14 protein-coding genes are annotated in these 12,534 nt (G+C 58.5%); 9 read left to right on the top strand and 5 right to left on the bottom strand.

Annotated features, from left to right (window positions below; translation table 11 throughout):
• The first annotated feature begins 27 nt into the window (after positions 1-27).
• The 4 genes from GH784_RS21630 to GH784_RS21615 all read left to right on the top strand — a co-directional run bounded on the left by GH784_RS21630 (position 28) and on the right by GH784_RS21615 (position 3,920).
• Entirely contained in the window at positions 28-267 is a 240-nt protein-coding gene (locus tag GH784_RS21630; RefSeq protein ID WP_013636401.1) for a DUF1127 domain-containing protein, read from the top strand.
• 445 nt (positions 268-712) lie between these two features.
• On the top strand, positions 713-1,351 hold the full coding sequence (locus GH784_RS21625; RefSeq protein ID WP_025593915.1) for a LysE family translocator: 639 nt from the start codon (positions 713-715) through the stop codon (positions 1,349-1,351).
• Between the two features lie 37 nt (positions 1,352-1,388).
• Positions 1,389-2,276 (top strand): O-acetylserine/cysteine exporter, encoded by an 888-nt coding sequence (locus tag GH784_RS21620; protein WP_013636398.1) that lies wholly within the window; start codon positions 1,389-1,391, stop codon positions 2,274-2,276.
• Positions 2,277-2,402: 126 nt separating this feature from the next.
• Complete coding sequence (locus GH784_RS21615) at positions 2,403-3,920, top strand: helicase HerA domain-containing protein (RefSeq protein WP_065702411.1); 1,518 nt, start codon at positions 2,403-2,405, stop codon at positions 3,918-3,920.
• A 3-nt stretch (positions 3,921-3,923) separates the two neighbouring features.
• Here GH784_RS21615 and GH784_RS21610 read toward each other — a convergent pair whose 3' ends face one another.
• Positions 3,924-4,442, bottom strand: a complete 519-nt coding sequence (locus tag GH784_RS21610) for a hypothetical protein (RefSeq protein WP_065702412.1) — start codon at positions 4,440-4,442, stop codon at positions 3,924-3,926.
• A gap of 131 nt (positions 4,443-4,573) precedes the next feature.
• Positions 4,574-5,557, bottom strand: a complete 984-nt coding sequence (locus GH784_RS21605; protein WP_003516041.1) for a TerC family protein — start codon at positions 5,555-5,557, stop codon at positions 4,574-4,576.
• Between the two features lie 451 nt (positions 5,558-6,008).
• On the opposite strand from GH784_RS21605, the gene rpsD reads away from it, so the two are divergent.
• The 5 genes from rpsD (at position 6,009) to GH784_RS21580 (ending at position 10,302) form a co-directional block, all read left to right on the top strand.
• The gene (gene rpsD, locus GH784_RS21600) at positions 6,009-6,626 is read left to right on the top strand and encodes a 30S ribosomal protein S4 (protein ID WP_003516040.1); all 618 of its coding nucleotides are present in this window, start codon (positions 6,009-6,011) and stop codon (positions 6,624-6,626) included.
• A 69-nt stretch (positions 6,627-6,695) separates the two neighbouring features.
• Positions 6,696-7,625, top strand: coding sequence for a glutaminase (locus GH784_RS21595; RefSeq protein WP_003495341.1), 930 nt, complete (start codon positions 6,696-6,698; stop codon positions 7,623-7,625).
• A 63-nt stretch (positions 7,626-7,688) separates the two neighbouring features.
• Entirely contained in the window at positions 7,689-8,603 is a 915-nt protein-coding gene (ttcA, locus tag GH784_RS21590) for a tRNA 2-thiocytidine(32) synthetase TtcA (RefSeq protein ID WP_003516038.1), read from the top strand.
• Positions 8,604-8,619: 16 nt separating this feature from the next.
• A complete protein-coding gene (locus GH784_RS21585; protein WP_003516037.1) occupies positions 8,620-9,447 on the top strand; it encodes an inositol monophosphatase family protein in 828 nt (275 codons plus the stop codon).
• 30 nt (positions 9,448-9,477) lie between these two features.
• Complete coding sequence (locus GH784_RS21580; protein ID WP_003516036.1) at positions 9,478-10,302, top strand: inositol monophosphatase family protein; 825 nt, start codon at positions 9,478-9,480, stop codon at positions 10,300-10,302.
• Positions 10,303-10,375: 73 nt separating this feature from the next.
• On the opposite strand, the gene GH784_RS21575 is transcribed toward GH784_RS21580, so the two are convergent.
• From GH784_RS21575 to GH784_RS21565, 3 genes are all read right to left on the bottom strand, one after another.
• Positions 10,376-11,584 carry a multidrug effflux MFS transporter gene (locus GH784_RS21575; protein ID WP_065702540.1) on the bottom strand — a complete coding sequence of 403 codons (1,209 nt, stop codon included), beginning with the start codon at positions 11,582-11,584 and terminating at the stop codon, positions 10,376-10,378.
• Between the two features lie 138 nt (positions 11,585-11,722).
• Positions 11,723-12,058: a Grx4 family monothiol glutaredoxin gene (grxD, locus tag GH784_RS21570; protein WP_003516034.1), complete on the bottom strand. Its 336-nt coding sequence runs from the start codon at positions 12,056-12,058 to the stop codon at positions 11,723-11,725.
• A 170-nt stretch (positions 12,059-12,228) separates the two neighbouring features.
• Entirely contained in the window at positions 12,229-12,480 is a 252-nt protein-coding gene (locus GH784_RS21565; protein ID WP_013636391.1) for a hypothetical protein, read from the bottom strand.
• Positions 12,481-12,534: the final 54 nt, after the last annotated feature.

Below are 12,534 nucleotides of genomic sequence, written 5' to 3'. Positions count from 1 at the left end.
GCTTCGCCGCGCCGGGACGGATTTCCCATGCAGAAAAATCAACCATTGGTAGCATATGCGCTGCCGGATGCGGTCGACCGCCTGTTCGTCACATTCGGCGTCTGGAAAACCCTGAAAGCGGTTCTCGTCGCGGCAATGGTGCCGCGCCCGCCGCCGACCGATCTTTCCGATCTGCCGGAGCGTCTTCTGGATGATATCGGCCTGGAGCCGTCCGACCGCAAAATGCGGCGGGAGTGGGCGCCTCCTTACTGGGCGCCGCGGTTTTGATGGCGACAGTCTCTCCGGCGAGAAAATGCCGGGGAGGCTCCGTCGTACGTTTCACACTTCTAATGATGTTCGAAATGCGCGCCTCCGTCATGCGGGACTCGACCCGTCGTCCACCCACGGCGCGTCTGCGAGGAGTTCATTGCCGCACTTCAGTTTTCCGTAACGGAAGCTGCGGAAAGGCCTGGCATATAGCGCGTTGCACTATTCTCGGGAACGTCCAGGCGGGCGTTACCCCTGATCTTGCCCTGCGGCTGGAGCGGGCAGGGGGCAGCGCGGCGCGGCATGGCTTGCCGTGCCGTCAAATTACGATCTTGCACAGGCGATGAAGCTGCGGCAGCAGCCTGTCGTCCGCTGGATGACAAAGCGGCATAGTCCCCGAAAATCTGGCTTGATACCGGGCGCTTTTGGTGGCTTGCTCCAAAGACCGAACGGGGGAAATTGCATCATGCCACTGGAGAACTGGCTGGCCTTCGTGGCCGCATCCGCCATCATGCTTGCCATTCCGGGGCCGACGATCCTGCTGGTGATTTCTTATGCTCTGGGGCATGGACGCAAGGCGAGCACCGCGACGGTGACGGGTGTGGCGCTTGGTGATTTCACTGCGATGACGGCCTCCATGCTGGGGCTCGGCGCGCTGCTTGCCACATCGGCGGCCCTTTTTACCGGTCTGAAATGGATAGGCGCGGCTTACCTCATCTATCTCGGCATCAAGCTGTGGCGTTCGCCGGTTGGCGTTGAAGGTGGTGAAGCCGCAGGCGTAACCGGCCGTGAAAGGCCGCTCAAAATCTTCCTGCATGCCTATGTCGTTACGGCGCTGAACCCCAAGAGCATTGTCTTCTTCGTCGCCTTCCTGCCGCAGTTTCTGGTGCCGACGCTGCCTTTCTGGCCGCAGGTGCTGATTTTCGAAGCGACATTCCTTGTGCTTGCCAGCTGCAATGCGGCCCTTTATGGACTTCTGGCAAGTGCCGCCCGCAATACGATCCGCAAACCCAAGGTTCAGCGCATCGTCAACCGCACGGGCGGCGGTCTCCTGATCGGCGCCGGTCTCATTACATTTGGCTGGAAGAGGGCGGTTTCGGCGTAAAACGCCCGTCGATCGCCTGAAATTCGGACATAACAAAATGGCGTTGCCGCATATTCTTCTTGCCCTGATCACCGTGTTTTTGTGGGGCTTCAACTTCGTTGCCATCAAGATCGGCGTCGCCGACATGCCGCCTCTGTTTCTGACGGGGGTGCGCTATCTGTTTGCAGCCGTGCCGTTGGTGTTCTTCCTTCCCAAACCCAATGTGCCGTGGCGGCATATGATCGTTTACGGCATGGCGATGGGTTTCGTGCAATTCGGCCTGCTTTACCCGGCCATCAAGCTCGGCCTGCCGGCTGGGCTTGCTTCGCTCGTCATGCAGTCGCAGGCCTTCTTCACGCTGGCGCTGGCCGTGGTGTTTCTCGGCGAGCGGCCGTTGCCGTCACAGATCGTCGGCGCAATCGTTGCCTTTGGCGGGCTGGCGGTCATCGGCGTGGAGCGCATGACGGCTGCAGCGTTGATACCGCTGCTGATGGGCGTCGGCTCGGCCATTGCCTGGGCCTGCGGCAACATCGTCAATCGCCGCATCGGCCAGGTGAATGCGGTCTCCTTTGTCGCATGGACGAGCCTTGTACCCGTTCTGCCGTTGGTGCTGCTTTCGCTGGTGGTGGAGGGACCTGATGCGATTGCGGAAGGGCTGCACAATGCGACGCCTACGATGGCTCTCGTGGTGATCTACATGGCCTATGGTGCGACCATCGTCGGCGCGGGTATCTGGAGTTACCTGCTTCTGCGTTACCCGGCCGGAACGGTGGCACCGTTTTCGCTGCTGGTGCCGATTGTCGGTTTCGTCAGCGCCTATCTCGCTTTTGCGGAGCATATTACCGTCTTCGAAGTGGTCGGTGCCGCATTGGTCATCATCGGGCTGATGCTGAATGTGTTCGGCAGGCGGCTATCATTTTCGCGCGTCTCGTCCGGGGCCGCATAGATGTGGCGCAATTGCCTGTGCATTATCGGCACGGGGCAGACGCAATTGGTGATTTTTTGGTAAAGAGCATGTTCGGCCGCCGTTACGGGAATCGGCCGGATGACATGCAGCACGAGGAACGGAACATTGCAGGTCGGCATCGACATGGGAACCCTATCGGGCGGGCAGCAGGCCAAGCTCGATATTGAGGAATTGCTTGCAACGCGTTTGCTGGTGCAGGGCAATTCCGGGTCCGGCAAGTCACACCTTCTGCGCCGGCTCCTGGAGCAATCGGCGCAATGGGTGCAGCAGGTCATTATCGATCCCGAGGGTGATTTCGTCACGCTGTCCGACAAGTTCGGCCATGTGGTGGTGGATGGAGAGCGCACGGAAGCCGAGCTTGCGGGCATTGCCAACCGCATCCGCCAGCACCGCGTTTCCTGCGTGCTGACGCTTGAAGGTCTTGATATCGAACAGCAAATGCGGGCCGCTGCCGCTTTCCTCAACGGCCTGTTCGATGCGGATCGCGAATTCTGGTATCCCGTGCTTGTCGTTGTGGATGAGGCGCAGATGTTTGCGCCCTCCGTCGGCGGCGAGGTGACCGAGGATGCGCGCAAGGCGTCGCTGGGCGCCATGACCAATCTGATGTGCCGTGGGCGTAAACGCGGGCTTGCGGGCGTCATCGCCACGCAGCGCCTTGCCAAGCTTGCCAAGAACGTAGCGGCGGAAGCCTCGAACTTTCTGATGGGCCGCACCTTTCTCGATATCGATATGGCGCGCGCTGCCGATCTGCTCGGCATGGACCGGCGGCAGGCGGAAATGTTCCGCGATCTGCAGCGCGGCAATTTCGTGGCGCTTGGACCGGCGCTGTCGCGCCGCCCGTTGCCCATTGTCATCGGTGCGGTGGAAACCTCGGCGCGGTCTTCCTCGCCGAAACTCATGCCGCTGCCGGATGCACCGCAGGATGTGGAGGATCTGATCTTCACGCCGGACCCGGAAGAGTTCACGCGACCCGCCACGCGCCGCACGCCGCCAGCGCCGCGCCCGACAACCGATATTCTCGCTGAACTCTCCCGCTCCACCCCCGCCGCCGCCGGTCCTTCACCGGAGCAGTCGCCGCGTGCAGGTCAGCCGGAGCTGACGCCGGAGGAGCGCGAAGAGAAGATCGCGGCAGTGCTGGTCGAAATTCTCGACGATCCGCAATCGGCCTATCGAACCGACGCCGTGCTGTACCAGGATTTTCTGGTGCGCGCCCGCATGCGCCGTATTCCCGGCACGCCGATGACGCTGGCGGATTTCCGCCGGCAGGTGGCGATTGCCCGCTCCGGCGTGGATACGGCAATGGCGGCCAGCGAAGGTTGGGAGAAGGCGCTGGAATTGTCGATGTCGGTCTCCGACGATCTGCAGGGGGTTTTCCTGCTGTTGGTCAAGGCGGCGCTCAATGAGGAGCCTTGCCCATCCGACGCCCGTATTGCCCGCGCTTACGGTACCCATTCCGCCCGCCGTGCGCGCCGTCTTCTCGGTTATTTCGAGGAGAAGGAGCTTGTGGTGGTACACGCCGATTTCTCCGGCAAGCGTATCGTGGCGTTCCCCGATCTTGACGCGAAGACCGCACCCGGCGATGCGGATGCGGCTGAGGATGATGCGAGGCTGGCGGCGGAGTAATCGCTATTCAGTCAAAGTCCGCACTGCGAAACTGATCGTCGTGTAGAGACCACTGAGGCTCAGAGCCAGTACGCAAACAATAACGGCTATAAACAGTGCCGAGGTCAATCGATGCGGCCGTTGATAGGGGCGGGTGCTGACATGTGTTTGCAAGGGAGCGAGCCGGGAGAGCTGGGTCGCTGTCCATCCGTCACGTTCGAATTCCGGCGAAGCGATAAATTCAGCAAGATGCCGTTGTCGTCTAATGGAAGAAGGCAATTGCGCCAGAAAGCGTTGCGGTTCATGCCTGTTGCTTCTTGACAGGAATATAGTGATCGCTTCCCTGAAACGCTCGTCGCGTGCGCCTGAGCAGAACAACATCCGTCCCGCTTCAATGAGATCGTTCATCTCAAGCAGCACTTCACCGTATTTTTGAAAGAGTGCCAGATCGACGTCAGGATGGCTGAGCCTGCCCTGAAGGATTTCCTTCGCTCGCCAAAGTTTCTTTTCTGAGATTGCCTGATCAACGGTTTCAAAAGTCATTTTTGCGATGAATTGGACGTTTGTTTTAATATTGAGAAAATAGATTTCGCTCTAGCTAACAATAATACAGATTATATATTTCATCATCAAAAAAGAAGGAGGAGGCGTAATCGCCTCCTCCTTGCTCATCATTACTCGATAGCCTTTGTTTCCTTGCGCGTTGCAATCAGCGAACCGATGATGCCTGTTGCGAGGATGGCGACGGTGACGCCGAGCGAGACGGCGGGCGGGATCTTGGCGATGCCGAGCATATCCGCGACGAAAATCTTCGAGCCGACGAAGACCAGAACTGCAGCCAGCGCATATTTCAGATAGGCAAAGCGGTGGATTAGGGCGGCAAGTGCGAAATAGAGGGCGCGCAGGCCGAGGATTGCGAAGATGTTAGAGGTATAGACGATAAACGGATCGGTGGTGATCGCGAAGATCGCCGGGATCGAATCGACCGCGAAGATAAGGTCGGCGATTTCGACCATGATGAGCGCCAGAAACAGCGGCGTCACAAAGGTCTTCAGCTTGCCTGTGGCAGCATCGGTCTCCTTGACGAAGAATTTCTCGCCATGCAGCTTCTCCGTTACCGGAAGGCGGCTGCGCAGGAATTTCAGGATGCGGTTATTGCCGATGTCGTTCTCGTCATGGTCGGATGAAAACAGCATCTTGAGGCCCGTGAAGACGAGGAAGGCCGCAAAGAGATAAAGCACCCAGTGGAAGTTTTCGACAATTGCGGCGCCGCCGGCAATCATGATGCCGCGCAGAACGATCACGCCGAGGATGCCCCATAGCAGCACGCGGTGCTGATATTGGCGGGGAATCGCGAAATAGGAGAAGATCATCGCGATGATGAAGATATTGTCCATGGCGAGGCTTTTTTCGACCACGAAGCCGGTGACATATTCCATCGCTGACTGTTCACCGGACTGGTACCAGATCCATCCGCCGAAGGCCAAGCCGATGGCGATATAAAAGCCGGACATCAGCAAGCTTTCACGGATGCCGATTTCCTTGGAATTCTTGTGCAGCACGCCGAGATCGAGCGCCAAGAGGCCAAGGACGAGAGAAATGAAGACCGCCCACATCCATGTGGGGGTACCGAGAAAATCGTTGAGGAGGAACTCCATCAGTCAACCTTTAGCCGGACGAGGTTGGCTTTGCGGATGGGGACGCGTATCAGGAATAAACGTGGGCCCCAACCTTCAAGAGACTCGACATCGCGTGTTGTCCGGTAACACGCCAGAGGGGCCCGAGTCCTGATTACGGCTTAGAAGTGGGTGGGCCTTCCAGCTTTTCAAGGGCTAGTTCGAGAAAAAAGCGGCGGGCTTTGTTTGACAAATTTGTAAAACGTGTTTAGAAGCCGCCCCAACGCCGGGCAGTCATGTCCGGTGTGTTTCGTTGACTGCCTTGCAGTTTATAAGCTGACGTTCGGCGGTCAACATCACCGACATGTCCCGTGGTCTCTCCATTCGCATGTGAGAAACCTGTCAGAGGTCCTGAAACGGGCTTCAGAGGAGGGCGTGTTTCCTCAAACCGGTTTGGCAACAAACCGGCATAACCTATTGAGAAGGAAATGCGATGAGCAAGCGCGAATCGGCTAAGTATAAAATTGACCGCCGTATGGGCGAAAACATCTGGGGCCGTCCGAAGTCCCCGGTAAACCGCCGCGAATACGGCCCGGGCCAGCACGGTCAGCGCCGCAAGGGCAAGATGAGCGACTTCGGCACGCAGCTGCGCGCCAAGCAGAAGCTCAAGGGCTACTACGGCGAACTGCGCGAAAAGCAGTTCCGCGCCACCTACGACGAAGCAAACCGTCGCAAGGGCGATACCTCCGAGAACCTGATCGGCCTGCTCGAGTCGCGTCTGGACGCCATCGTCTACCGCGCCAAGTTCGTTCCGACCGTTTTCGCATCGCGTCAGTTCATCAACCATGGCCACGTCACGGTTAACGGCGTTCGCGTCAACATCGGTTCTTACCGTTGCAAGCCGGGCGACGTTATCGAAGTTCGCCAGAAGTCCAAGCAGCTGGTGACCGTTCTCGAAGCTGTTCAGCTCGCAGAACGCGACGTTCCTGATTACATCGAAGTCGATCACAACAAGATGGTTGCGACCTATGCTCGCATCCCGGCTCTGTCTGACGTTCCGTACCCGGTCGTCATGGAACCGCATCTGGTCGTCGAATTCTACTCGCGTTAATCGGCGCGTTTCAGTATTGAGAAAGCCGCCCCTCGGGGCGGCTTTTTTGTTTGCTGGGGAAGGCTTTGCATGCAGGACATTCAGGCGATCGTCGATTCCATTTACGACAGCATGGTGCCGCGCCTGGGCGAGGGCAAGGTTGCGGATTACATTCCGGAACTCGCCAAGGTCGATCCGAACCAGTTCGGTATCGCCATCACCACTGTCGACGGAACCACCTATACGGCTGGCAATGCGCTCACGCCGTTTTCGATCCAGAGCATCTCCAAGGTCTTCATGCTGACGCTGGCGCTCGGCAAGGCGGGCGAGACGGTATGGAACCGGGTGGGGCGTGAGCCGTCGGGGTCGTCCTTCAACTCTATCGTCCAGCTGGAGCACGAGCACGGCATCCCGCGCAATCCCTTCGTCAATGCCGGTGCCATCGTGGTGACGGATATCGTTCTTTCCGGCCACCAGCCGCGCGAGGCGATTGGCGAGCTTCTGCGTTTCGTCCGTTATCTCGCTGATGATGACACGATCAGCATTGATGACACCGTGGCGAAATCCGAGCAGGCGACGGGTTTCCGCAATTTCGCACTTGCCAATTTCATGCGGTCCTTCGGCAATCTGCATCACCCTGTTGAATATACGCTGGGCGTCTATTTTCATCAGTGCGCGCTGTCCATGACCTGCGCGCAGCTTTCACGGGCCGGTCTTTTCCTTGCCAATCGCGGCCGCAATCCGCTGAGTGGTCATACGGTTGTGTCAGACCGACGCGCGCGGCGCATCAATGCGCTGATGCTGACCTGCGGCCATTATGACGGATCGGGCGATTTCGCCTATCATGTCGGCCTGCCGGGCAAGAGCGGCGTGGGCGGCGGCATCATGGCAGTGGCGCCGGGCAAGGCGTCGATTGCGGTCTGGTCGCCGGGTCTGAACAAGGTCGGGAATTCGGCGCTTGGGTCGCATGCGCTGGAAATGCTGGCGACGAAAACCGGCTGGTCGGTATTCGGGGCTTGATATTGCGGGCGGATGCGGGCATTTCCAGCATTGAAAATGGCTGAATGCCAGAGCGGGCTAATCATGAACATTGTCACCAGCATCGCAGATGAGGTCGAGGCCGATCAGGACCTGGCCGGAGAAAATGGCGCTTCGCATCCGCTGTTCGACGCGGCACCCCGTTCTGTCTCCTTCAACAAGCTGCGCAAGCGGCTGTTGCGCAATGTACGTCAGGCCTTCGGGGATTTTGGCATGCTGAACGGCCAGAAGCGTTGGCTGGTAGGCCTTTCCGGCGGCAAGGACAGCTACGGCCTTCTGGCGCTGCTGCTTGATCTGAAGTGGCGCGGCCTTTTGCCCGTGGAACTCATTGCCTGCAATCTGGATCAGGGCCAGCCGAATTTCCCCAAGCACGTCCTGCCGGAATATCTGGCGAAGATCGGCGTCGCACATCGCATCGAATATCGCGACACTTATTCCGTTGTGAAGGAAAAGGTGCCGGCGGGTGGAACCTATTGTTCGCTCTGTTCGCGGCTGCGGCGCGGCAATCTCTACCGTATTGCGCGGGAAGAGGGCTGCGACGCGCTCGTGCTCGGCCATCACCGCGAGGATATTCTCGAGACCTTCTTCATGAACTTCTTCCATGGCGGCCGTCTGGCTGGCATGCCGGCAAAGCTGATGAACGACGAGGGCGACCTGATGGTGCTGCGTCCGCTTGCCTATTGCGCCGAAGAGGATATGGCGAAATTCGCGGCGGCGATGGAATTCCCGATCATTCCCTGTGACCTCTGCGGCTCGCAGGACGGGCTTCAGCGCAATGCCATGAAGGAGATGCTGGCTGACATCGAAAGGCGTATGCCGGGCCGCAAGGACGTGATGCTGCGGGCGCTTGCCCATGTCAATCCATCGCATCTGCTCGACCCGAAGCTTTTTGATTTCTCGGCGCTCTCTGTCACCGGCGCGTCACCTGAAGAGCGTACGGAGGCCAGCCCTCCCTTATGAAGAAGTGCCCTTAGCGATGACCCTTTCCGATAAAGATATCGACTTTCTGATTTCCACCGTTGCCGCTGCCGGCCGCCAGGAAATCATGCCCCGCTTCCGCAATCTCGACGCAGGCGCGATTTCCGAAAAGACCTCTGCGGTCGATCTCGTCACCGAGGCGGATATTCTGACGGAAAAGGCGATAACCGCCGCTCTTCTGCAACGGTTTCCGAAGGCCCATATTGTCGGCGAAGAGGCCTATGACGCGGATCAATCCGTTATTCCTGCCCTTGCCGATGCACCATTTGCCTTCGTGATCGATCCAATCGACGGCACTTTCAACTATGCTTCCGGTTTTCCAGCTTTCGGCACGCTGCTCGCCGTCACCGTCAAGGGTGAGACGGTCGCAGGCATCATCCACGATCCTGTCATGGGTGATACCATCCTTGCTCTCAAAGGCGAGGGCGCTTATCTCCACCGCAAGGACGGCTCACAGGCAAGGCTCAAGGTTGCCGATCCCCTGCCATTGTCCGAAATGGTCGGCATATTTTCCTGGGGTCACAGCCATGAAGATCGCCGCCCGGTGATCGCCGCCAATATGGCCAAGATCAAGATGGCGCTTTCAATCAATTGCTCGGCTCATGAATATTGGCTTGCCTCGACTGGCAAGCTGCACTTCATCGGCCACGAAAAGCTGATGCCCTGGGATCATCTCGCCGGCGTTCTCATTCATCAGGAAGCGGGCGGCTACACGGCCCGTTTCGACAATACGCCCTACCGGCCAGGACAGACGACAGGCGGCATCCTGTCGGCACCCGACAAGGAAAGCTGGAAGATGCTGCGCCGGGAAATCGTGGCCTTATAATATTGATGCTTAAATAGAAGGATACCGCCCATGGCTATCGAACTCGACATCGCCTCTCTCGCCAATGCGCTTCAGGAGGCGGCGGCAGTGGAAATCCTGCCGAGGTTCCGTAATCTGGGTGAGGGCGACGTCAGGATAAAGAGCGAGGCGATAGACCTCGTAACCGAGGCTGACGAGGCTGCTGAGCGGCTGATCCGCGCCCGCGTGCAGGAAATCATGCCGCAGGCGCTGTTCATCGGTGAAGAGGCCGTTGCGGCGGATGCCTCGCTGCTTGGCAAGCTTGCGGATGCGGATCTTGCCGTGGTGGTCGATCCGATCGACGGCACCTACAACTTCGCGTCGGGCCTGCCGCTGTTTGGCGTGATGATGAGCGTCATCTCCAAGGGCGAGACCGTTGCCGGTCTCATCTTCGATCCGATGGGCAATGACTGGGCGATTGCCGAAAAGGGTTCCGGCGCATGGCTTTGTGCCGCCGATGGCTCGCAGACGCAGATGTCCGTCGTGCCCGCACCGGCATTGTCGCAGATGGTCGGCATCGCCAACACCGGTTATTTTGACGTGGAGACCCGCCGCAAGATTCTCATGAACCTCGCGGATGTGCGGCTCTTCACCAGCTACCGTTGTGCTGCGCATGAATACCGCGTGTTCTGCGGCGGCCACATGCATTTCCTGATGTACAACAAGCTTATGCCCTGGGATCATCTCGCTGGCACCCTGCTTTCGCAGGAAGCGGGCGCCTACGCCGCCCGTTTCGACGGCTCGCCTTACCTGCCGCGCCACCTTGAAGGTGGCCTGCTGCTTGCGCCTGATCAGGAGACATGGGAATTGCTGCGCGAGAAGATTTTCACGGTTTGAGTGAAGTTCTGGTTTAATCAACAAAAAGGGCGCGGAACCGAGTTCCGCGCCCTTTTTATTTGTCTGTCCGCCCTTAGTGCGTCGGCTTGTTGTGGGCCTGAAACAGCACGCCTTTTTCTCCGATAAGCACGAAGACGAGGCCGATAATGGAGACGGCGAAGAAGCCGGCTACCATTGGCAGCGCCGTGCCATCAAAAGCCTGACCGATAACGGCACCGATCAGCGAACCGCCGACGGTTCCCATGAAGCCAATGACGGACGAGGCCGTGCCGGCGACATGGCCGAGCGGCTCCATGGCGAGCGAGTTGAAGTTCGAGCCGATCCAGCCGAACTGGAACATGGCAAGCGCGAAGAACACGATGAAGATCGCAAAGGGCATCGGTTCCGGCCCGACCATCTGTACCACCAGCCACACGAAGGTGATGGCGATGAAGCCGAGCAGCGAACCGTGCGACAGCTTGCGCATGCCAAACCTGCCGACAAGCCTTGCATTGATGAAGGACGAGAAGGCCATGAACAGGGCGACGCCCGCAAAAGCGGCCGCAAACCATGCGCCCAGCCCGTAGATGCCCTTATAGACCTGTTCGGCGGAATTGATGAAGCCGAACAGCGCACCGAAGATAAATGTGCTGGAGAGCGTGTAGCAGAGCGCGATACGGTTGGTGAGCACGATCTTGAAGCCACCGAGGATCGAACGAATCGTGAAAGGCCTGACGTCATCGGCATGCAGGGTTTCAGGCAGGCGGAAATACATCCAGGCGGTCACGACGGCGGCAATTCCGGCCATGAAGGCGAAGATAAGGTGCCAGTCACCGAAAAACAGCACGATCTGGCCAGTGCCGGGTGCGATGACCGGAACGACCATGAAGACCATCATGATCAGCGACATGACTTCCGCCATCTGACGGCCGCCATAGATGTCGCGCACGATCGAAATGGTGATGACGCGCGTCGCCGCAGAGCCGATGCCCTGAATGAAGCGCAGAACCAGCAGGCCAGTGAATGAAGGTACGAAGACGACGGCAATGGCCGAGACGATGTAGATTGCCAGCCCGACGAGCATCGGCTTGCGGCGCCCGAAACGGTCCGAGATCGGTCCGTACAGAAGCTGGGCAATGCCGAAACCTAGAAGATAGCTGGAAATGACGTATTGACGGTGGTTTTCATTCACGACGCCAAGTGACGCGCCGATTTCCTGAAGGCCGGGAAGCATGATGTCGATGGCAAGCGCATTCAGCGCCATCAGCATCGCGGCAAGCGCGATGAATTCCGTGCGCCCCATCGAAACGGCGCGCGAAGTGGTGGATTGTGAAAGTTCTGTCACAGGATTGCCCCAAAAAGAACGGCAAAGGCGTTGCATGAAGCAACGCCTGGCATAAGTTTTCTGACAATCAGGGTGGGCCGGATGAACCGGCCGAAATCAGGCCGCGCCGCGGACGCTGATACCCTGTTCTTGGAAGTGATTTTGAAGTTCACCGGACTGGAACATCTCTCTTACGATGTCACAGCCGCCGACGAATTCGCCCTTGACGTAGAGCTGCGGGATGGTCGGCCAGTTGGAATAATCCTTGATGCCCTGACGGATGTCGGCATCGGCGAGCACATTGACGCCCTTGTAGTCGACGCCGAGATAATCGAGGATCTGTACGACCTGACCGGAAAACCCGCACTGCGGGAATTGCGGGGTGCCCTTCATGAAAAGAACGATGTCGTTGCTCTTCACTTCGCTGTCGATCATATCGTGAATGCCGCTCATAGGCCTATTCCTTTCACATGCGGTTCAAGGCCGCTGCTTTGACTTTGTCCCTAAATAACATGTCGCGGCGCGATTTCCACCCGGGAAGCGTAAAAAATACGCTGCTGTGTAGTCGCAAAGTGACGGCCGAAACCTTGGCTACCAGGTGGGAAGCACGCTGAGGTGATGCATCATCGAAGCCGCTGTCTGCTGCGGGCGGCGGCGGTGCGTCTTTTGCTCACCTGTTTTTTGGCCGGCTTGGGTTTGACGGCTGCTTTGATTGCCGCTTCCAGCACGGAGCCGACGATGCCGCCTGCGAGGGACGTGTTGCTTTTGGTCCGGCGGCGGATGCGGCGGGTTTTGCGAAGGCCTGTCTTGGCGAGGACTTCGGACAGAGCGCCTTTGACGACGCCGTTTAGCAATTGATCGACGATCCCAGACAAAATTCCCTCGCAACAAATAAATCATATTTCCGTCGCGTTTTTTACTATACGTGC

The sequence above is a fragment of the Agrobacterium tumefaciens genome (assembly GCF_009649785.1).
In the GTDB taxonomy this organism is placed as follows: domain Bacteria; phylum Pseudomonadota; class Alphaproteobacteria; order Rhizobiales; family Rhizobiaceae; genus Agrobacterium; species Agrobacterium tumefaciens.
The sequence above is the reverse complement of the archived record's forward strand: the minus strand, read 5'-3'. Positions and strand labels throughout refer to the sequence as shown.